The sequence below is a fragment of the Geobacillus sp. Manikaran-105 genome, from assembly GCF_002809955.1.
Classification (GTDB): Bacteria; Bacillota; Bacilli; order Bacillales; family Anoxybacillaceae; genus Geobacillus; species Geobacillus thermophilus.
Genome location: NZ_PIJG01000060.1, coordinates 1 through 21,001 on the forward strand (window position 1 = coordinate 1; position 21,001 = coordinate 21,001).

The window sequence follows — 21,001 nt, forward strand, 5'->3', positions numbered from 1 at the left end:
TTGAACCACATGGTACTTATCGATGACAATCGAAGCAGATGGAAACAGGGCGCGAACCGCCTTATGATAAGGTTCCCACATGTCAAGAATCACCGTTTGAACCCTTTCTTTCGACAGGACATTCTGGCTCAACAAGTGGATGGCGGAGTCACATTGGCGATCGGCATGCATTCCCATGACCGATCCAGCTTTAGCATCCATCAATACAGTTTCATACTGATGTCCCTTTTTTACCGCGATTTCATCTAAGCTAAGCACCATCCCTTCCTGACAGGATGCCTCCGTTGCAGCTTGGCGTTCTTTTGCTTTTTTGATGCGATGGAGTAGTAGATGCGTTCCAATGTCGTATATGGGATGCGGTGCTTTCGGCTAACATCTTGAATGGTGGAGCCTTCACAAAGTTCATACAAGTGCTCACAAAATCGATTGGTGTAATGTTGATTGGGCTGAATCGATTCCAAAGAGGCAGAAAACACGTGGGAACAATTCCAGCACCGATAGCGCTTTACCTTGACAAACAAGTACACCGGTTGATGGAAAATCGCCAAATCCCGTACTTTTCTTGTCCGTCTGTCGTGGACAGAGGAAGTGGCAAACCCACAATGAGGGCAGCGTTCCTGTGTCTCTGTTTTCTCTACATGAATCGCATAACCATAGGAAAGAAGTTCGTGTTTAATCACTTTAAATTCTGGCAATCCTAGTGATATAGAAAGCACTTACGAGACCTCCCTAATGTTTATTTCACCGCTAACATTATTGCCAGGATCTCGTCAGTGCTTTCTCTTTTTTGTCACTAAATCACAAAATTTGGTGATGAACCAAAAATTTTAAAGAAGGAGTATCGCCTCCCTCTTTATTAGATCAACATTATTATTTTCTACTCAATGAGTTTAAACCCCGACGTCAACGCCACAATCACCGAACCGAGGATGAACAAATTGATCAATACTTGTTTTGCTTTGAATTTCATGTCCTTTTCCCCCTTAACCCCTTAAAAATTAGTTTATTGATTCGCAGGAGCGGCCGTTGTTTCTTTCTCAGCATCGTCTGCCCCATGTCGCGGTGCACTGAGCATCAGATGCTGGATGAACAAGAACGCCCCTACGTTCATCACAACGTCGCCGATGCTGATGACTTGTTGGCGCGGGTACGGCGGAGACAGCGGGATGATGTCGCCAAGAAACGGCAGAAGCGTATCCGATGTGATCGCCTGGTGCTTGCCGTACAGACCGGCTTTTAACGCTTCGATGTATTCGCGGCCGAGAAATTGGGCGGCTTCGATCGATACCGGCATCCGTCCGCCGTTTACGGCCATGACGATAAAGTTAAGCAAGACGCCGGCGAAGATGACCGGAAACCCCGGCTGATGGCGGTTGAGCCACAGAAATGCGAGTCCTGTGATATAGACGAGAAGAAAAATAACGTTGCTCATTTTGGCGATCCACTCGATGCGTTCTTGAAGGAAAAAGACGATAAACTGCACCGCCAACAAGAGCGGAAACAACCAACCGCCGCGCAATTTCATGTTGGCCAACCCTTTCAGGCTTCCGCCGCGAAACCAGCCGATCAACAACGACAAAATGATTCCATCGTAAACCATAATGCTGTCCCCTTGATAAACAGAATTTTCTCTTTTTTCTAAACTACTGTCCTCACTTCTATTTTTACCGTTTTTTTCATTCCATGTAAATAGTCCGTTCGTCCTAACTACAAACAAATTTTGATGAATATCGTTTCCTTCTTTTCGTTTTCGTCATTCTTTGAAACAAGAAACGACAAAAACAGCGTCATGTATATCCATTGAATAGTGAAAAAGAACCTACCCTCAATGGAATGATCCCCCGACTGCGCAAACACTTAGCGGCAAGAGATTCTTGGGCGCGCCTGCCCACAGCCAGCAAGCCATCCTCGTTCATCTCACCGTTCCGCTTCCGAGCTTATGCGTTATGCGGATTGGCTTCACGCGCAAGATAATAAACGGATGGTCCGTCGCAACAATAAATATCCCTCATTCCTTCTGCAAGACAAAGATATTTGATAAACCAACTAAATCCCCCCCAAGCAATAATAAAGATAGCCGTCGTTGATCCGTTCCGTGACGCGGCTGTTTCATGTTCCACTGCTTGACGCTTCCGACCTCACTATGTCCGGCATGGCATAACACACAGACGGCATATCCGTACAAGCTCACTTTATGCGGCACTCCTCTTTTCCTCCTAACGACATCGATTCTAGAAATGCGGCATGCGTTTTTCTCGTTGAAAGACAAAAAGCCCTTTTTTATTATTCCGTATTGCTTTTCGGAAGATTATTGTTATAATTGTTTATACAGTAATAATTTTATGGATAAAAACGTCCTTTTTGCCCATTATATGGAAAGGAGATGAAAAAGAAATGGACGCGGAAATGTTGGGAAGCAAGGATGACAAAACGTATACACGTCGGATTAGCCAAGTCGGGAATAGTTTGTCCGTTAGCATCCCGAAAGATTTAGCCACGATGCTAAACCTAAATAAAGGCGATGAAATCGAAATATATTACGACAAGGAACGAGGGGAAATCGTGATGAAACGCGCAAACCGAATTCCAAAAGGAGTCCGTCCTGAAGTCGTGATGGCGATGAACCGCGCGATCTCCAAATATGACGAAGCGCTGCGCAACTTGAAATATAGATAAAGGAGCAACCGGAGGAAAACATGGTTTATTATTTGACAGCGGAAGAAATCATATTTATCCATTACACGGTCATGGAAATGTACGACGACGCAGAACAAGCGGGGATCCAATTCCCCGATAAATTCGCGTGGATGTTGGAAAGACCGAAAACGAAATTGTTCGGGGAGGAACAGTTCCCTTCGATTATTGAAAAGGCTTGCTGCTATTACCATTCCATCGCGACAGGTCATATTTTCCACAACGGCAATAAGCGGACGGCTTTAACCGTATTCGTCACGTTCCTTGATTTGAATGGATATGAGTTCACGATGACCAATAAAGAAGCGGAAGATTTCACGGTGTACCTTGTCGAGGATGCCAAGTTCCGGGGAAATGATTGCATCCAGCATCTTGCCCACGAATTAGAGAGTTACATCCGTCCCATCCAAAAACGAAAAGAGTGAGGAAAAGAGCGGGCCAAAGCCGGGTCAAGTTCAATTATTGCGTGAAATTCCATCGCCAACCCAGTAAACTTGGATGACAGGACAACAACATCGTTTTTTGCTGCTTTGTTTTTACACAACTGTGCGAACCTTGATCCAAAGCCGCCTTTTCGCTATCCTCAATTTTTAGGTATTGTCAAAAGTTTATCCTCCACACTCACGGTCTTCCCTTGAGTTTCAACGGTTGAACGAAAAAAGCTTTCTACCCCCGGTGTTTCGGCCATCATTGAGGCAACAACACCCAACAGCCAAAACAAAGGGCGGCCTGATTTTTTGTCCTCCAGAGCCCGTTGAAACGGATGGTCCGTTGAAGCAGCTTACCCATTGTATCCCCGCTTATTTTTTTGGCTATCCTACAACATGGAAGCGAAAGTCTTTCGTCGGAAAATGAGAAAAACGGATTCCGATCATCGTCAGGAATCCGTTCGTCTTGAACGGGTTACCTCTCCGTCCCGCAGCTGCCTCGGCAATGGTCAGCCGCATGGCATGACGCGCACGCCCCTTTGGCGCTTTTTTTCACGTGGCGAACCAGCGTCCAGCCGGCGTAGGCAAAAATCGCTCCGCCGATCACAAGATTCGCGATCATCGATTCTCTCCCCTTTCATGAATAACCAAGCATATGCCCAAACTGATAGACGGCAAACGAAATGACATACGCAACCGTCAGCGCGCATCCGATTGACAACAGCGTCCATTTCCGCGACCCGGTTTCTTTGCGAATCGCCGCCACCGTCGCTAGACACGGCGTATAAAGCAGGACGAACACCATAAAGCTGAACGCCGACAGCGGCGTGAAATGGGAGGCGATCACCTGCTTCAGCCCGTTCGCCTCATGAACGTGGTAAATAATATTCATCGTGGACACGACGACTTCTTTCGCCAAAAAGCCGGTGATCAAAGCCGCGCCCGCCTGCCAGGCGCCAAAGCCAAGCGGGGCGAGCAGCGGAGCGATGAGGCCGCCGATGGCGGCGAGAAAACTGTCATCCATCGCGACGCCGACCCCGTGCGGCCCGATGTACGTCAACAGCCAAATGGCGACCGAACCGCCAAAAATAAACGTACCGGCTTTGCGAACGAACCCTTTCCCTTTCTCCCATGTGCTCCGCCATAACGTGAGCGCCTGCGGCACGCGGTATGGCGGCAGTTCAATGACAAACAGCGAACTTTCGTTTTTCAAGAGCGTCGATGAGAACAACTTGGCGAGCCCCAAAGCCACTACAATGCCAAGCACGTAAAGTGAAAACACGACAAGCGCCTGCTCGCGGACGAAAAACGTGCCGGCAAACAAGGCGTACACCGGCAAGCGGGCGGAACACGACATAAACGGCAGCGCCAAGATCGTCAACAGCCGTTCTTTCGGCTGCTCGATCGTGCGCGCCGCCATCACCCCGGGAACGTTGCAGCCAAAGCCGATGATCATCGGGATAAACGCCTTGCCGTTTAACCCGATCGCTTCCATCATCCGGTCCATCACCATCGCCACGCGCGCCATATATCCGGAGTCTTCGAGAAGCGAGATGAAAAAAAACAAAATGAAAATTTGCGGGACAAACACAAGCACCCCGCCGACCCCGGCAACGATGCCGTCCAAGATGAGCGCCTTGATAAACGGCGACGCCCCTGCCCAGTCGAGAAGACGGGACAGCCAATCAGTGAGCGGCCCTGAGAAGAAAGCGTCAAGCTGATCGGCAAGCGGCGTCCCAAGCCAGTTAAACGTGAGCATAAACACGAGATACATCAGCGCCAAAAAAATCGGCAGCCCGACATAACGGTTTGTCACAACCACATCGATTTTTTCCGTCCATGTCAACGGTTTGTTCTCAAGCGCGATCGCCGCAACAGCGATCGCCTCACCGATCCAGCGGTCACGCGTCTCATAAATCTGTTCGGCGACCGAAGATCCGAGCTTCTGTTCCGCCTCTGCGCGGGCTTCTAGAAGCGGAGAAAGATCCAACCGCCCGCGCAAATAGGCGGCGATGCGCTCGTTTCCTTCTAGAAATTGCAACGCCATCCAGCGCTTATCTCCCGGCATGTCATCGGGCAGTTGCTCAGCAATGCGACGGACTGCGCGTTCCACCTCAACGCCGTAATCAATAAAAATGCGGGAATGGTGTCCGTCTTTTGCCGACAAAATGGTGCGCGATAACTCCTTTGTCCCCTTTCCCGTTCGGGCGATGACCGGGATAACAGGAACGCCAAGATACTTCGACAGTTTAGCGGCGTCCACTTTCACGCCCCGTTTTTCCGCCACATCGACCATGTTTAGCGCGATGACAACGGGACGGCCAAATTCCAGCAGCTGAACGGTTAAATGCAAATTGCGGCGCAACTGCGACGCGTCAACGATATTGACAATCGCTGAACACGGCTCGGTCAATAAGAAATCAGTCGCCACTCCTTCATCACGGGACAGCGGCTGGAGCGAGTAAATGCCGGGCAAATCGACGACCGGCACACCGTGTTGGCGAAGCACTCCTACTTTCTTCTCGACCGTTACCCCGCTCCAGTTGCCAACATATTCATAAGAGCCGGTTAAACAGTTAAACAATGACGTTTTGCCAGTATTGGGGTTGCCAAACAGCGCTACGTACGCCATCATTTCACCTCAATCGCCGACGCTTCTTTGCGCCGTAAGCCGATGGCCTGCCCATCAACTTCGATCATCACCGGTCCGCCAAACGGCATCGCGGTTTTCAGCCGCACCATTTTTCCTTCTTTGACCCCTAGATGAAGGAGGCGCTGTTTCAGTGCCTCCTGCTCAATGGCCAGACGGACGACGACCGCTGTTTCCCCTTTATGCAAATCAGTCAGCACCATGATCATTTCCCCCTGTTTTTCTATCCGTCTCTCCTGTGGTTCAATAATGATTCTTCTTCTCAATTCCAATCATACCATAAGCAAAGAAGAAAGGAGTGACTTTTTTCACAATCATTCCTCATTGTCATCATTTCTTCAAAATTCGCCACCTCATCAGTTGAATTTTTCTGAAAAGTGTATATAATCTTTTGTATATCTTTCCCATCTTTGCTCAAGGAGGAAGCTCAATGAACACACTAGGAAAAATCAGCAACTTTGTCGGCAACACCTTTGCCATCTGGGTGCTTCTGTTTGGAGCGCTCGCCTTTTTCGCTCCCAGCGCATTTACGTGGATCGCTCCGTATATCGTGCCGCTTCTAGGCATCGTGATGTTTGGCATGGGATTGACGCTGTCAGCGAACGATTTTAAAGAGGTGTTCAAGCGTCCGCTTGATGTGTTGATCGGCGTCGTTGCCCAGTTTCTGATCATGCCGCTTGTCGCGTTTTTGCTCGCTTACTTTCTGCCGGTTTCGCGCGAAGTGGCGCTCGGCATTATTTTAGTCGGCTGCTGTCCGGGCGGAACGGCGTCCAACGTCATGACGTATTTGGCGAAAGGAGATACGGCTCTGTCGGTCGCCGTCACGTCTGTTTCGACGATTTTAGCGCCGATTTTGACGCCTTCGCTCATCTTGCTTTTAGCGGGAAAATGGCTGTCCGTATCGGCCGCAGCTTTGTTTTGGTCGATCGTCAAAGTCGTCCTGATTCCGATCCTTTTAGGACTCATCGCCCAGGCTCTGTTCCAAAAGCAAGTCAAAGCGTGCATCCCGGCGCTGCCGCTCGTTTCGGTCATCGCCATCGTGGCCATTGTCGCCGCCGTCGTCGGACAAAACCAAGCGGCCATTGCCAAAAGCGGACTGCTTATTTTTCTTATTGTCGTTGTTCATAACGGATTGGGCTTGCTGCTTGGATATTGGTTTGCCAAACTGTTTCGCCTGTCACCGCCAAAACAAAAGGCGATTTCCATCGAAGTTGGCATGCAAAACTCCGGGCTTGGTGCGGCCTTAGCGACCGCCCATTTTTCGCCGCTCGCCGCTGTTCCGAGCGCCATTTTCAGCGTCTGGCACAATATTTCCGGTCCGATGGTCGCAACATACTTCCGCAAACAAGCAGATCGCCAGGCCGATGAACAAACGATTTCCGCTTAACCCCTCTCACGCTTTGCCTAGCAACAAAAAAGCTGTCTTCCGAAATGAACGATCATTTTTCGGAGACAGCTTTTCCGCTCATCTTTCTTATTCCTTGACACCCGGGACAAAAGGCAGGCACCCGCCTTTCACCTCATTTCACAGCGCCCCTTCAAACGGAAACACCATCCGCCCTGCCAGTTCAGGAAAATCAATGAACGGGTTGCGGTTGCCTTGGATGAAAAAAATCGCGCTGTTGCGATGATGTTCATACACCGTCGGTGGAAATTGTTCGTGCCAACGGACAAGGAGCGGAATATCGATTTTGCGCCGAAACGACTTTGCGATCGCCTTTGGGTAGCGAAGCAGAAAGTACAACATCGCCCTTGCCGCCGTCCCTTTGCCGTATTCCGGCTCGAAATAGCCATTATGAACGACTCCGCAACGGTTTTGGATTTGCTCGTCGGGATCTTCCGGATTGTAAAACGGGAAATCCGCGTACGGAAAATTCGACCGCATCGTATTGCACTCCGGCTGGCAAACGAATAAATGATGCAAATCGCCTTTCATCGGTTCGCGGGCGCCAAACCAAGACTGCGGCACGACATGTTCGGCATTGAATTTCCATTGCTGCTCGATCGTTTTCACCCGCTCGTGCACATCGCCGAGCCCATGCTTCATTTTTTTCAACAGCTGGCGAAATTCATCGTAGCGCCGTTTCATCGTTTGGACATCTTGGACGATCAACATCTTCGGGTCTTTTCGCTCGCCGGAGTACAAGCTTCGCACCGTTCCGTCCGGCTGCAAGTCGACCCATGTGTACAAATATTCGTCCTTGCTGAAAAAATACGGCAGCCGCCGCTTATGGGTGCGCGCCACCAGTTCGTGATAGCGGACAAACAACATCAATCCGTCCCCCTCAAGCGGCAGATGGCGGTAATATCGTTCGCGCGCCCGTTGGTCTTCATCCGCACGATAATACGCGTCCTCCACCGCAAGCCGCTCGTTCAACTGCTCCAGCTGCGCGGCAACATCTTCCGTTTGCCATTGGCTGAGCTCGTCAAGCCGCCGTTCCGCCTCCCCCATCGCCGTTCCCCTCTCTTCCTTTTTTCTTTTAGTGTATCATGGAAGGAGGGGAGGACGACAGCAGCGCTAATGCAAAAGAAATGACGTGGCGCCGAACAAAACGGCTGCGATGCCGGCGGCGATCAACGATGGGATCAACTTTGTGCGCGCGTACTCCATCACCGGCAAATCCAAAATGGTGCAAAGCGTCACCGTATTGTCACTGAGCGGCGACGCGAACGCCCCGAACGTCCCGCTCGCAAACACCGCGCCGATGACCGGCAAAATGTTCGTTCCCGCTTGGCTCGCGAGCGTCACGCCAAGCGGCATCAACATCCCCCACGTCCCCCACGACGAGCCGATGAAATAGGAAATGACGGCGCCAAGCAAAAACAAAATCGGGGCGACGAAAAACGGCGGAATCCATTCTTTGACATGGCCCGTAATGTATTGCGAAAACCCTAAATCCTCCGCCACAGCCGACAGCGCCCAAATGAGCGCCAGCATCAAAATGACGGACATGAGTTCATTGCCGCCCTTGACAAAATGAGTCAACAAATCCGTCAATCGAAATCGCTGCCAAAGGAAGAACGCAACGGTGATCATGACCGTAAACAGCAGCGCCTCCAACATCGCCCCGAGCGCATCGCTTTGCAAAAACGCCTTCCAAAACGTTCTCGCCCCGCGGTGACCGTCCCACCAGCTTAAAAACAACGTCAAAACAAGCACGATCGAAAGGGGAACGATCAAATTCCAAGGCCTGACCGGCGTTTCTTTTTGATAAGCGCGCGGGCATGTCTGCATCGCGTCTCCTTCTTCCCCTTGCGCTTCATTGGGCTCATTGTCAGCCGGCCGCTGTTCTTCCGCCATTTCGAGCGCCAACCGCTCGTTCCAGCTTCGAATCGGCGCCTCTTTCCGCTTTTCGCTTACTGCCGCTTGTTTTTTGCGCGAATAGACAAAAAAACTGTAGTAGAGCCCAACCGCAATAATGGCATACGAGAAAAAGTTAAACGGAATGCTTCGGACGTACACGATGTACGGCTCCGCTCCGATGCCAGCCGTATCAAGCGCCTTATCGATGACCGACACCATATAGCCGACAAACGCGGTGGCAATTGGGATGAGCGCGACAACCGGGTTGGATGTCACCTCAATGGCAAAGCCGATTTGCTGGGACGACAACCCAAGCCGTTTGCGCAGCGCCTTCATGATCGGCGCGACGGTGACGATGCGAAAATCGGGGTCGCTAAACGTCACCATCGTCGAAATCCACGTCAGCAGCATGGCCGCTTTGGCCGATTTCACTTTTTTGCTGACGAGATGGACGAATCCTTTGATTCCGCCGGTGTATTTGATCATGCTGACAAGACCGGCGAACACGTATAAGAACATGATGATGCGAATGTTGTTCGTCTGCATCAAGTTATCGACGACGTAATGAAGCATCGTTCGCAATCCGCCCAGCAACGACGGCGTCAACAAATAGCTTCCGACCAACAGCCCGACAAACAGACCAGGAATCACTTGCTTCGTCCAAATCGAAATCGGGATAACAACTAAAAATGGCAAGAGAGCTTTCCACGACGGTTCCATTGACCATTCACTCCTTTCTTTAAAAAGTATGGGGACTGTTTCCCTTGTCTATGCAAACGGTCATTGATTTTCCCCCAACAACAGGGAGACGAGTCCACACAAAAAGCGCCCCCGCATGGTGGCACGCGCAAAAGAAACCGCTCTCCTACCCTAAAAAATAAAAAGCTGCCCATTAGACAGCTTTCACTGCTTCTCTTCGGGACGGCAGCGCCAACAAGTGGAGCGTCACTTCCGGCTTCGAGCCGATCCGAATGTTCACCCCGGTTTGCCCAAGCCCTTCGTTGATATAAAACGGTTTTCCCTCCCATTCATGATAACCTTTGATCATGTTCCGCTCGGTGAGCGTTTTGCTCATTTTCGCCAAATGGTACGGCTTTGGCCAATGAATTTGCCCGCCGTGGAAATGGCCGGACAACAAGTAGTCAAAATGATAGTCTTTCATATGCGGCACGATGTCCGGATCGTGCGTCAACACGAGGTTGATGCCGTCTTTCACGCCGGCGTATGCCTTTTTGATGTCGCTGCGCCCCGTGTAAAAATCATCGATGCCGATGATATTGACGGTTTGACCGTTGACGGTGATCGTTTTCGTCTCGTTTTGCAAGACGACGCAGCCGTGCGCCTCAAGCGTCGCTTTCAAGCGCGCAAACGGTTCGCCTTGAAGCACGTAATCGTGGTTGCCAAACACCGCATACATGCCGTACGTCGGTTTCAATGCATTCAGCGCGGCCAAATACGGACTGAGCTTGGCGATGCTTTCCTCACGGTCCAAAAAGTCGCCCGTCAACGCGATCAAATCGATCGCTTCGTCTTTCAGCTTGTCGTATAAATCGTCCGGGGTGATCGACAGTTTTTCAAGATGCAAATCCGATAGCTGCAAAATCCGAAGGGCTCCGTCCCCACCCTCTGAACAGCCGCCAACTTGGACTTTATGCAAAACCGCTTCATACGTGTTGCGGTGGGCTTTACGAATGGCCAAAGCAAGCAATAACAAAATGGCAAGAACGACAAAAAAGAATGTCATCGTCTTCTCTCCTCCCTCGATACCCATTATAGTGAAACGGAGGAGAGAAGAAAGAGGGAGTTAGTGGATGAGATGGCAGCCGTACAACGAAAACAATTTTTCCTTTGACATCACCAAATATTTCGGCGGGCGGACAAGCGGCATGAGACGGTGTTGGGCCACTGTCATCATCGGCCAATGGGATGCCATTTTAAACCAACGGTAAAATGAATTTGGAATGTCAATCGTATCAAATCCGAGCCTCTTACATCCTTTGTTTAACATGGTCACGCCGATGATCCCTTTTATGCGGGAGGACTGTTTGTGATGGTAAAGATGATGGGCAACATACGGCAAACCGGCTTTCACTTGTTCGAAAAGGTAGCGTCCTTTTTGAATATCGCTTCGATACTGCATCAGTTCGCGAAGCAGACGAACATTATGAAGGTGAATTTTCAACAGCCAGTCATTGGCCGCGATCGTCGTTCCGTCCGAAAGGTGAATGGTTTCACCCTTGTATCGAAGCAAACGGACGCGGAAAATGGAACGACAGCCGTTCTCTTTCCCACCAACATATTCGAGGCGGGAACATGCATAATAGAGCGGATCCATCAGTCCCCATACAGACAACAGCCACTGCGTCGCTTTGCTTCTCATTGGCGGCATCCTTCCCCTTGTTCGTTCTATCCATAATGCTATATTATGGACATTTACATTATGAAATTGACCGAGCGATATTATAAATGGAGAAAAAAGGAGAAAAAATCGCTGCATGACCAGTCGGGAGACGCGCATACTGAGGTCCAGTTCCATTTCGTCCCCTGCTCGAGGCTTTATCAAAAAAAGCGCGCACGAATCTCTGTGCGCGCCAAGCAACTATGCTCTTATTATTGGACAAACGCCGCTGTGTTTACATCCTGTTGGCACACGGCCAGGCGGTTTTCCGCATGCTTTGCTTCCAAGCAGGGATGCATCCAAAATTCGAATCTGTCCGAACCCCTAGAGGGCTGGTGATTTAGTACAAAAAGTTGCTGATCCCAGACGTTTTTCAATTAGAGAAACCTTGCGAGGCCATCTTTCTTTTTTGGCGAAATGCCGCTGATTTGCGCGTGACAGCCATTTTTCACCTGCCTTCTAGGAACGCCTCCGAAAATGGGCGTTCATTTGCCCTTTTAACATCCGCTCGCGCAGCTCTTTCGTCATCTCTTGACGGATTTCCCAAGTCGATACACCTTCCTCGCGTTGATTGGCGATTTTCATCAACTGCTCCACATCGGCGAACGAATATTTGCGAATTCCTTTGGAACGGTCAGGGAACACCAGCTTCCGTTCCTCGTAATAACGAATTTGTCGCTGCGACAGCCCGGTCAGTTCGCTCACAACACCGATCGAAATGACTTTTTTATATTTGTAATGATCTTCTTGCGGATGAGCTGTCATATTTCTCACCTCTTACGTCATATTTTCTAACGTAATTATACAAAAAATGATGGTACTCCGCTAACTTTTGTAAATAAAATTAACATATTTTTTAAATTTCCTGTAAATGAGCTTAACACATTTGCTGTACACTGAAGAAAAAGATAGTATGGTAAAGGTAAAAACAGGGAGGGAATCGAATGGGGACATGGATGAGAAGCGCCGTACGGAAGAAAAAGCAATTTTATATTGAACAGCTCGTACGGTTCGGCTTAGCCGCTGACCGTGATCGGCTTGAAGAATGGACGATGGCCGAACTGCGACGCGAATACGAACGATTCCACCCCGCCCACACGATCGAAGGAGGACGCCGCCATGGACAAACAAGCGCTCGAACTGGCCAAACGCATCATTGAACTCGATCTTGAGCGCGACGCGATGTTTGAGCAACTGATCGCGCTCATCGGCAACCGAGCAGATGAACTGCTTCGATTTTTGCAAAATCGATTGTAAAACGATCGCAAATGAGAAAGTGCCCTGAATTTCTTCACGGGCACCTTTTCTCATCATCATTCTTCAATAGACAGGGTTACATCAATATTGCCGCGGACAGCTTTGGAGTACGGGCACACTTGATGGGCTGCATGCACAAGCTCTTCAGCCGTCTGGCGATCGACCCCCAAAACGCGCACCCGAAGAACAACGGCCAACTGAAAGCCGCCATCGGCCTCATCTTTTCCAAGAATCACTTGAGCCGTCACTTCCGTTCCTTCCACCTTCACCTTTCTTTGGCGGATGACTAAATTCAATGCGCTGTCAAAACAAGCGGCATACCCAGCAGCAAACAACTGTTCAGGATTCGTGGCCCCCCCTGGCCCTCCAAGTTCTTTCGGCATTTTGACGTCTAACGAAAGCACCCCATCGTTAGACACAACTTTCCCATTCCGCCCACCTTGCGCTTTAACTGACGTCTGATATAGTGGTTGCATATTTCGTTTCTCCTCTCCAAAATTAAATTGTACACAATTAAATTTTACAAAATATAATAGAAAAACACAAGATTTAATTTGACCAAGAAGAATGTTGTTCATCATTCAGCCGCACAAGCAACGACCGCAGCAACATCAACAATTCGCTCCACTCTTGATTGGAAAGCCCTACTCGTTTGACAATTTCTTCTGGTATGCATTGTGCCTTTTGTTTGATTTTCTCGCCCTGTTCTGTTAAAACAATGCGCACAACCCGTTCGTCTTCTGGCGATCTCAACCGTTGAACGAGGCCATTCTCCTCCATTCTTTTCAACATTGGCGTCAGTGTGCCGGAATCCAAATACAATCGTTTTCCAAGCTCTTTCATTGTCGTCTCCCCTTGCTCCCACAACACGAGCAAAACGAGATATTGCGGATATGTAATCCCTATTTCTTCAAGAAAAGGACGATATAACTTCGTCAACTCACGAGAACAAGCATAAATGGCAAAACAAAGCTGATGGTCTAAACGCAGCGCATGATCGTTTGACACGATTTCTTCCTCCATTTCTTTTCAAGGTTGGACACCTTCCTCCTCCCTATTATATCGATCTCTCTCTTCGCCTGAAACCCGTTGAAGGTTTTCTGAAGGAAGATGATGAAGAAGGCTCCGCCTGTTTCCTTACAGAGGCGAGAGCCTTCCGAAATCAGTGATAAGGATGGACGTCGCAAAACCGCCCCCTCTTTGTCAACCTAAAGAAAGGACTGTGTTCCACCAGTTTTTTCGTTCAATCAAACGATTTCCTTTGAAAGTTTGCAGCGTCTCTTTGGGTTACCCTATTCATTCTGCTGCTTTTTGAGAGAACGATTCGACCGCAACCGTAGTTCCTTGAAGGCGACGAGCAGCCAGCACCGCGGCCATGAAAACGAAGGCCAGCATCCAAAACCCATACGCCGAAGAACCGGTCCACTGCTTCATCACCCCGAGCACGTTCGGCAGCAAAAACCCTCCCAGTCCGCCAGCGGCGCCGATGATGCCCGTCAACAAGCCAACCTCTTTCGGAAACCACGTCGGAACAACTTGGAACAACGCACCGTTCGCCGCGCCAAAACAAAGGAAAAGAGCAACCATCAATCCGAACAGGACGAAAAGAGACGGCAATGTACCGATGCAAGCCAGCAACAAAGTCCCAGCGGCAAACAACAAGGAAAGAAGCCGCATTCCGCCGATCCGGTCAGCGAGATAGCCGCCAATCGGCCGGATGAAACTGCCCGCAAACACGACGGCGGTGACGAAATCGCCGGCCGTGACTTTGCTGATGCCGTATTCATCAAAGAAGAAAATGCCCAAGTAACCCGTCAGCCCGACAAATCCGCCGAATGACAAGCTGTAGAAGAAACAAAACAGCCATGCTTCTTTTCGACGGAGAACGGCTCCGTATTCACGCAACGAAACGGGTTTCACCGCTGTCGGACATTCACGCGCTAGCCAAGCGAACAAAAGGAAGACGACAACAAGCGGGACGAGCGCCAATCCGAACACCGCGTTCCACCCATACGCCTCCGCCAGGCGCGGACCAAACAGCGTCGCCAGCACCGTCCCGCTGTTGCCGGCCCCAGTGATCCCCATGGCCAGCCCTTGATACTCTTTCGGATACCAGCGGCTCGCGAGCGGCAACGCAACGGCAAAGCTGGCTCCGCCCACCCCTAATAAAAATCCGAGCGCATACACATCCGTCATCTGATCTGCAAACCGCCAGCCCCACACAAGCGGCACAGCTGTCACCGCCATGCCAAGCAGACCGGCCCGCTTCCCGCCCCAGCGGTCTGCCAAAAGCCCCATCGGAATGCGAAGCAGCGCCCCGCCCAACACGGGAATGGCGACCATCAGCCCTTTTTCCGCCGGTGTGAGCGCAAACTGTTCAGCGACAAATACACCAAGCGCGCCAAGCAAGTTCCAAATCATAAAGCTGATATCAAAATACAAAAACGACGACAATAGCGTCGGCGCATGCCCGACGCGCCAAAACGATTTTCTCGCCATCTTCCCCCGACCCCCCCTTGGCACAGAGTGTTTGTTATCCTGAATCCGTGATAAAGACGCGTTCAAAGCTGCCAAGAAAACTGGATCAATCAACAAAATATTGCACTCGGGGTTCTTCACCTAATAGGTGAACATTCACGATTGGGTTTCCCAGCATTTTTGATACACTTCTGTCACGGATTCAGGTGTTATGTTAAAATGGAAATGAAAGCGATTTCTCCACCTGCTTCCCGCCGTATTGCCGGGAAGTTTTTTTCTTATGGCGCGTCTCGGTCCGCGCGCCCCGCTGGGGATGATTCCCCGCCGCGGACGGAAAAGAGAGCGCTTTTTCCGGCGAAATGAACCACACAAGTCAATTTCTCCCTAAATCGACCACTGGCCGCACCCGAGCTGCGCACCGCTTAAACGCCGGCATGCGGCAATGCGGATCGAGCTCATCGGATGTGACGTTGTTGATTTGCCCAAGGCCGCTCCAGTGGAACGGGACAAAAATCGTATCCTCGCGAATTTGGTCATTGTATCGGCTGCGGACGACCGCCGCACCGCGGCGCGTTTCAATGCGCACAAGCATCCCTGGGCCGATCCCGTATCGTTTGGCTGTCCTCGGGTGGATCTCGACGGTCGCCTCCGGCTGCCGCGCCGAAAGCGCCGGGCTCCGCCGCGTCTGCGTTCCGCTCAAATAATGAGCAAGCACCCGTCCGGTCGTTAAATAAAGCGGATACCATTCATCCGTCTCCTCTTTCTCCGGCCGAAACGGCAAAACCGCAAACCGAGCCTTGCCGTCCGGATGAGCAAACCGTTCCGTAAACAGTCGAGGAGTCCCAGGATGATGCGGATCGGGGCAAGGCCAGTAGACACGTTCGCGGCGAAGCCGCTCATACGTCACACCGTAATAATCCGCTTTGCCGCCGCGGCTTGCCAGCCGCAGTTCATTGAAAATCTCTTCGGCTGACGTAAAGGAAAAGCAGCGGCCCTTGCCAAGCTTGTGCGCAATCGCGCATAAAATTTCCCAATCATGTTTCACCTCCCCAGGACGCTTCCGAGCCGCCGGCCGAAAGCACACCCGCCCTTCGACGTTCGTCACCGTGCCTTCGTCTTCCAAATACGACGAAACAGGCAGCACGAGATCGGCCAGCTCGGCTGTTTCGGACAAAAACATATCCGCAACGACAAGAAACTTCAGTTTTTGCATCGCTTTGGCCACAAACGCCGCATTCGGGCTCGAGACGACGGGGTTCGACCCCATGACCAACAGCCCGGTGATCTCGCCCGCATCGATCTTTTGCATCATTTCATACGCTGACACCCCCTTTCGCGGCAACTCATCCGGCGCAACGCCCCATACGCTTGCGATATACCGCCGGTGTTGCGGATGCTCAATGCTTCGGTAGCCCGGCAGCTGATCGGCTTTTTGTCCATGCTCGCGGCCGCCTTGTCCGTTTCCTTGCCCAGTGATCGATCCAAAACCCGAACCGGGCCGGCCGATTTTCCCTGTCGCCAATACGACATTCATCCAGTGTCTGACCGCCGCATAGCCGTCCGTCTGCTGCTCCAAGCCGCGCGCCGTGAGTACGATCGCATCGGCCGCCTCCCCGTACTTTCGCGCCGCCAAGCGAATCTTCTCTTCCGGCACGTCAGTCAGCCGGACGATCTCATCCATCTCCACTGCTTCTATGTGCTGTTTCCATTCGGCAAACCCAACCGTCCGCTCGCGCACAAACGCTTCATCGATATATCCTTCGTCAAGCAACACTTTCCCGATGCCGACGGCCAGCGCCGCATCCGTTCCGGGCTTGAGCGGCAGGTGCAGATCCGCCAACGCCGCCGTTTTCGTTTCCCGCGGATCCACCACGATGATAAAAGCGCCGTTCTTCTTCGCTTCATAAAAATACGGCATCAACGTCGGCTGGCATTCGGCGATATTGGTCCCAGCCAAAATGATCGTCTGAGCGAGCGGAATATCGGACAGTGGATTCGTCAACCCGCGGTCAAGACCGAATGCGTCGTTCATGGCCGCTGCGGCTGCCGACATGCAAAAGCGTCCGTTGTAGTCAATATGCCGTGTCTTGAGCGCCACGCGGGCAAATTTCCCAAGCAAATACGCCTCCTCGTTCGTCAAGGATCCGCCGCCGTAAACAGCAAACGCATCAACTCCATCTTCCTTCTGAATGGAGATGATTCGTTCCGCGATCAGCGAAAGCGCCTCCTCCCAACGGCCCCGCACAAACCGGCCGTCCACTTTCGCAAGCGGAACCAACAGCCGCTCGGGATGCAAAGCGTGCTGGTGGGCGTTCATCCCCTTTAAACAAAGGCGGCCGTTGGACGTCGGGTTGTCGGTCGGGACCGCCTTGTAGCGGCGCCGCTCTACAATCCGCTCCTCCACCAGCTGAAGCGTGCACTGGACGCTGCAAAACGGACATTGCGTCGCGGCAGCCGTTTCTGACGCCCGTTCTTTTTCCTTGGCGCGAAAGTAGCGCAGCAATTCGTTCGTCATCGCCATTCCCCCGCTTCCTACAGCTCGACATATACCAAGCCGTCTTTCACCGCCGCGCGGTACGTTTTGACACACCCTTCATCCGGCGCCTGCACCCGGCCGTCTTTCAGGCAAATTTTCCAATCATGGAGCGGACAAAACACAAACTCGCCGCTCACAATACCTTGTGACAAATCGCCTCCTCGATGCGGACAGCGGTTTTCAACGGCAAATACTTGATCGTCACCCGTCCGGAACAACGCCAGCTCACGATTCCCAACCCGCACGCATTTTCCGAGCCGCTTCGGCAGCTGTTCCAATGTTCCCACTTCCACCTTCATCCTCTCTTCGTCCTCCTCCTGCATCGATGTCTGATCCTGTTTGACCATTCCTTTACAAACTTTCATGAACAACGTAAAATCGCTCTCCGCAAACGAAAACCTCGTTTCCGGCTGGACGATGGCCATCATTTCCCTCTCTTCGTTCCAGCATTGATCCTAACCCATGATCAATCCAGGCGGCGGAACATCAACTTTTTCCGCCCGCCGTCATCCCCCTTCATTCCACCGGCACCGGCTCTTTGTCGCCGATATCGCGGAACAACAGTTGCTGCAGTCTCTCGTTTTCGACGATGTCCCGCCACGGATCTGTTGTCGCGGAAAGAGCTTTGTGAAGCCGCTCAAGCAGCGTGCGGCGCGTTTCCACATCGAACAACACTTCGCGGATATGCTCAAGCCCGACGCGCTCGACCCATTTGGACGTCCGTTCCAAATAATGCGCGGACTCGCGGTAATATTGCAAAAAAGCACCGGTCATCTCGATCACTTCGTCTTCCGTCTTGACCGTGCAAAGCAAGTCAGCTGCACGCAAATGGGTGCCGCCGTTGCCGCCGACATAAATCTCCCATCCGCCCTCGACGCCGACGACGCCGACATCTTTAATGCCCGATTCCGCACAGTTGCGCGGGCAGGCGGAGACGGCCATTTTCACTTTATGCGGCGTTTTCAGCCGCTCAAATGTTTGTTCCATCCGAATGCCAAACCCGGTCGAATCTTGCGTCCCAAAGCGGCAAAACTGCTTGCCGACGCACGTTTTCACCGTCCGAAGCGCCTTGGCGTAGGCGTAGCCGGACGGCATGCCGAGATCGGCCCAAATGCGCGGCAAATCTTCTTTTTTCACCCCAAGCAAGTCGATGCGCTGCCCGCCGGTGATCTTAATCATCGGCACGTTGTATTTTTCCGCGACATCGGCGATGTTCCGCAGCTGTTCGGCTGTCGTCACCCCGCCATATATGCGCGGCACAACGGAGTACGTGCCGTCGGCCTGGATGTTGGCGTGCAGCCGCTCATTGACAAACAACGATTCCGCTTCTTCATCGTACTCGCCCGGATACAACATGCCCAGGTAATAATTGAGCGCCGGACGGCATTTCGAACACCCTTCCTCGTTTTTCCATCCCAATACACTCATCACTTCTTTGACCGTCATCAGCCGCTTTTCTTTGATCGCTGCAACCACTTCCTCGCGGCTTAGGTCCGTGCAGCCGCAGATCGTTTCTTTCACCGCATACCGGTTCGCTTCTTCACCAAGCATATGCTCAAGCAGCTCGGCGACAAGCCCTTTGCATCCGCCGCACGAGCGAGACGCGTTCGTATAGTCGCGCACCTCGGCGACCGTCTTAAGCCCGTGTTCGGCAATCGCCTGACAAATCGCGCCTTTTGTCACCCCGTTGCAGCCACAGACGACATCGGTATCCGCCATCGCCGCCACAAGGCTTCCTTTTCCTCCCGATGAAGCCGGCGCCAATAACGAAAGAGAAAGCGCCTCAAGCGAATCGCCGCGCTGGATCATATCAAATAGTTTTCTTCCTTCGCTCGTATCGCCAAACAGCACTGCACCAACGATTTTCCCTTCGCGAACGACGACTTTCTTGTACACCGAGCGCGCTTCGTCGTACAACTTGATCGATTCCGTGCCCTCAACGTCCATAAACTCGCCGGCTGAGAACACATCGACGCCTGACACTTTCAGTTGGGTCGAGACGACGGATCCTTCGTACGGCTTTCCTTTTCGGCCGCAAATCGCTTGTGCCAGCACTTTCCCCTGCTCATAAAGCGGAGCGACGAGTCCATACACAACACCGCGATGTTCCGCGCATTCACCGACCGCGTAAATGTGCGGCACGCTCGTTTCCAAGTAGTCATTGACAACGATTCCTCGATTCACCTCAATGCCGCTTCTCCGCGCTAAATCAACATTCGGACGAATGCCGACCGCCATCACCACCAAGTCGGCGGCAATGGACGTACCGTCCTTAAATCGCACTCCTTCCACACGGCCGTTGCCGAACAATTCAGCCGTCTCTTTGCGAAGCAAAAAGTTCATTCCTTGTTTCTCCAGCTCCCGCTGCAGCAGCTTCGAAGCGGTCGGATCAAGCTGGCGTTCCATCAAATAGTCGAAAATATGGATGACATCGACATCCATTCCTAAGTGAAGCAGGCCGCGCGCCGCCTCCAAGCCAAGCAAGCCGCCGCCAATGACCGCCGCTTTTTTGTACGTCTTCGCATATTCGATCATCCGCTCGCAATCTTGAATATCGCGAAACGCCGTCACCCCGGGCAAATCCGCCCCCGGCACCGGCAAGATAAACGGATTCGACCCTGTCGCGAAAATCAATTCATCGTATTCGACTACCCGCCCACGGTCGGTCCGAACAAGCCGCCGCTTGATGTCGACTTCCGTCACCGTTTCGCCGGCAAACAGCCGAATGCCGTTTCGTTCGTACCATTCCCAACTGTTCAACGTAATGTCATCAAGGCGCGTATCTCCTTGCAGCACCTTTGACAACAAAATGCGGTTATAGTTCGGATGCGGTTCGCTGCCAAAAATCGTGATCTCAAACGCCTCACGGTCAAGTTTTAAAATCTCCTCGATGCAGCGAACCCCCGCCATGCCGTTGCCGATTAACACGAGTTTTCGTTTCATATCGTCATCCCTCCATACTTCTTGTCATCGATGCAGCCAAAGCCGGATCGTCATCACCAGCATCTCCCATAATCCGACCGTTCTTGTTTTCATCACCCTCACATTCCCCCTTTGCCTTGGCTGCGCCCATCATATCACGTCAAACATGAAGTATGCATTTTTTATGTTAGATTATATAACATGATTTTAACAAAAAATATGAACGATCGCATAAAAATCAGAGGGAATATACGGTTTCACTACAATTGCGTAACTTTTTATAACATAAAAGATGCACAAAAAGCGGCCTCCCGGCTGATGGCGCGGAGGCCGC

At 51.6% G+C, this 21,001-nt stretch carries 20 protein-coding genes and 1 pseudogene; 5 read left to right on the forward strand and 16 right to left on the reverse strand.

Annotated features, from left to right (window positions below; translation table 11 throughout):
• Both CV945_RS17895 and CV945_RS14700 read right to left on the reverse strand, forming a co-directional pair.
• A pseudogene (locus CV945_RS17895) lies at positions 1 to 716 on the reverse strand (transposase); the annotation flags it as partial.
• Between the two features lie 287 nt (positions 717 to 1,003).
• Positions 1,004 to 1,600: a DUF5317 domain-containing protein gene (locus CV945_RS14700; protein ID WP_015374932.1), complete on the reverse strand. Its 597-nt coding sequence runs from the start codon at positions 1,598 to 1,600 to the stop codon at positions 1,004 to 1,006.
• Positions 1,601 to 2,394: 794 nt separating this feature from the next.
• On the opposite strand from CV945_RS14700, the gene CV945_RS14710 reads away from it, so the two are divergent.
• Complete coding sequence (locus CV945_RS14710) at positions 2,395 to 2,676, forward strand: AbrB/MazE/SpoVT family DNA-binding domain-containing protein (RefSeq protein WP_013145234.1); 282 nt, start codon at positions 2,395 to 2,397, stop codon at positions 2,674 to 2,676.
• Between the two features lie 20 nt (positions 2,677 to 2,696).
• Positions 2,697 to 3,119, forward strand: coding sequence for a type II toxin-antitoxin system death-on-curing family toxin (locus tag CV945_RS14715; protein ID WP_014195947.1), 423 nt, complete (start codon positions 2,697 to 2,699; stop codon positions 3,117 to 3,119).
• 478 nt (positions 3,120 to 3,597) lie between these two features.
• Here CV945_RS14715 and CV945_RS14720 read toward each other — a convergent pair whose 3' ends face one another.
• Genes CV945_RS14720 through CV945_RS14730 form a run of 3 tightly spaced genes read right to left on the reverse strand, consistent with a single transcriptional unit; the run spans position 3,598 to position 5,975 of the window.
• The gene (locus CV945_RS14720; RefSeq protein ID WP_014195950.1) at positions 3,598 to 3,744 is read right to left on the reverse strand and encodes a FeoB-associated Cys-rich membrane protein; all 147 of its coding nucleotides are present in this window, start codon (positions 3,742 to 3,744) and stop codon (positions 3,598 to 3,600) included.
• A gap of 15 nt (positions 3,745 to 3,759) precedes the next feature.
• Positions 3,760 to 5,754, reverse strand: a complete 1,995-nt coding sequence (gene feoB, locus CV945_RS14725) for a ferrous iron transport protein B (RefSeq protein WP_100660055.1) — start codon at positions 5,752 to 5,754, stop codon at positions 3,760 to 3,762.
• Positions 5,754 to 5,975, reverse strand: a complete 222-nt coding sequence (locus tag CV945_RS14730) for a FeoA family protein (RefSeq protein WP_100660056.1) — start codon at positions 5,973 to 5,975, stop codon at positions 5,754 to 5,756. Before CV945_RS14730 ends, feoB begins: the two co-directional genes overlap by 1 nt.
• 227 nt (positions 5,976 to 6,202) lie before the next feature.
• Here CV945_RS14730 and CV945_RS14735 point away from each other — a divergent pair, with 227 nt between their 5' ends.
• On the forward strand, positions 6,203 to 7,159 hold the full coding sequence (locus CV945_RS14735; RefSeq protein ID WP_100660057.1) for a bile acid:sodium symporter family protein: 957 nt from the start codon (positions 6,203 to 6,205) through the stop codon (positions 7,157 to 7,159).
• Positions 7,160 to 7,297: 138 nt separating this feature from the next.
• On the opposite strand, the gene CV945_RS14740 is transcribed toward CV945_RS14735, so the two are convergent.
• The 5 genes from CV945_RS14740 to CV945_RS14765 all read right to left on the reverse strand — a co-directional run bounded on the left by CV945_RS14740 (position 7,298) and on the right by CV945_RS14765 (position 12,239).
• Positions 7,298 to 8,224 carry an endonuclease I family protein gene (locus CV945_RS14740; RefSeq protein WP_100660058.1) on the reverse strand — a complete coding sequence of 309 codons (927 nt, stop codon included), beginning with the start codon at positions 8,222 to 8,224 and terminating at the stop codon, positions 7,298 to 7,300.
• 66 nt (positions 8,225 to 8,290) lie between these two features.
• Positions 8,291 to 9,796, reverse strand: coding sequence for a Na+/H+ antiporter NhaC family protein (locus tag CV945_RS14745; RefSeq protein WP_100660059.1), 1,506 nt, complete (start codon positions 9,794 to 9,796; stop codon positions 8,291 to 8,293).
• Between the two features lie 172 nt (positions 9,797 to 9,968).
• Positions 9,969 to 10,820 (reverse strand): metallophosphoesterase, encoded by an 852-nt coding sequence (locus tag CV945_RS14750; protein ID WP_100660060.1) that lies wholly within the window; start codon positions 10,818 to 10,820, stop codon positions 9,969 to 9,971.
• 60 nt (positions 10,821 to 10,880) lie between these two features.
• Positions 10,881 to 11,456 carry a YkoP family protein gene (locus CV945_RS14755; protein WP_100660061.1) on the reverse strand — a complete coding sequence of 192 codons (576 nt, stop codon included), beginning with the start codon at positions 11,454 to 11,456 and terminating at the stop codon, positions 10,881 to 10,883.
• A 477-nt stretch (positions 11,457 to 11,933) separates the two neighbouring features.
• Entirely contained in the window at positions 11,934 to 12,239 is a 306-nt protein-coding gene (locus CV945_RS14765) for a MerR family transcriptional regulator (protein WP_011231350.1), read from the reverse strand.
• 179 nt (positions 12,240 to 12,418) lie between these two features.
• Between CV945_RS14765 and CV945_RS14770 the strand changes: the two genes are divergently transcribed.
• Both CV945_RS14770 and CV945_RS17340 read left to right on the forward strand, forming a co-directional pair.
• Positions 12,419 to 12,634, forward strand: coding sequence for a Fur-regulated basic protein FbpA (locus CV945_RS14770; protein ID WP_083221532.1), 216 nt, complete (start codon positions 12,419 to 12,421; stop codon positions 12,632 to 12,634).
• The gene (locus tag CV945_RS17340) at positions 12,594 to 12,731 is read left to right on the forward strand and encodes a hypothetical protein (RefSeq protein ID WP_011231352.1); all 138 of its coding nucleotides are present in this window, start codon (positions 12,594 to 12,596) and stop codon (positions 12,729 to 12,731) included. Before CV945_RS14770 ends, CV945_RS17340 begins: the two co-directional genes overlap by 41 nt.
• Positions 12,732 to 12,787: 56 nt before the next feature.
• Here the strand turns inward: CV945_RS17340 and CV945_RS14775 are convergent, their stop codons facing one another.
• From CV945_RS14775 to nirB, 6 genes are all read right to left on the reverse strand, one after another.
• Complete coding sequence (locus CV945_RS14775) at positions 12,788 to 13,207, reverse strand: organic hydroperoxide resistance protein (protein ID WP_100660063.1); 420 nt, start codon at positions 13,205 to 13,207, stop codon at positions 12,788 to 12,790.
• A 73-nt stretch (positions 13,208 to 13,280) separates the two neighbouring features.
• On the reverse strand, positions 13,281 to 13,754 hold the full coding sequence (locus CV945_RS14780; protein WP_023634485.1) for a MarR family winged helix-turn-helix transcriptional regulator: 474 nt from the start codon (positions 13,752 to 13,754) through the stop codon (positions 13,281 to 13,283).
• Positions 13,755 to 14,027: 273 nt separating this feature from the next.
• Positions 14,028 to 15,230, reverse strand: a complete 1,203-nt coding sequence (locus CV945_RS14785) for a nitrate/nitrite transporter (RefSeq protein ID WP_100660064.1) — start codon at positions 15,228 to 15,230, stop codon at positions 14,028 to 14,030.
• 352 nt (positions 15,231 to 15,582) lie between these two features.
• Entirely contained in the window at positions 15,583 to 17,730 is a 2,148-nt protein-coding gene (gene nasC / locus CV945_RS14790; protein ID WP_100660065.1) for an assimilatory nitrate reductase catalytic subunit NasC, read from the reverse strand.
• Positions 17,731 to 17,741: 11 nt separating this feature from the next.
• On the reverse strand, positions 17,742 to 18,044 hold the full coding sequence (nirD, locus tag CV945_RS14795; RefSeq protein WP_033008815.1) for a nitrite reductase small subunit NirD: 303 nt from the start codon (positions 18,042 to 18,044) through the stop codon (positions 17,742 to 17,744).
• Positions 18,045 to 18,261: 217 nt separating this feature from the next.
• Entirely contained in the window at positions 18,262 to 20,688 is a 2,427-nt protein-coding gene (nirB, locus tag CV945_RS14800; RefSeq protein ID WP_100660066.1) for a nitrite reductase large subunit NirB, read from the reverse strand.
• Positions 20,689 to 21,001 lie beyond the last annotated feature (313 nt).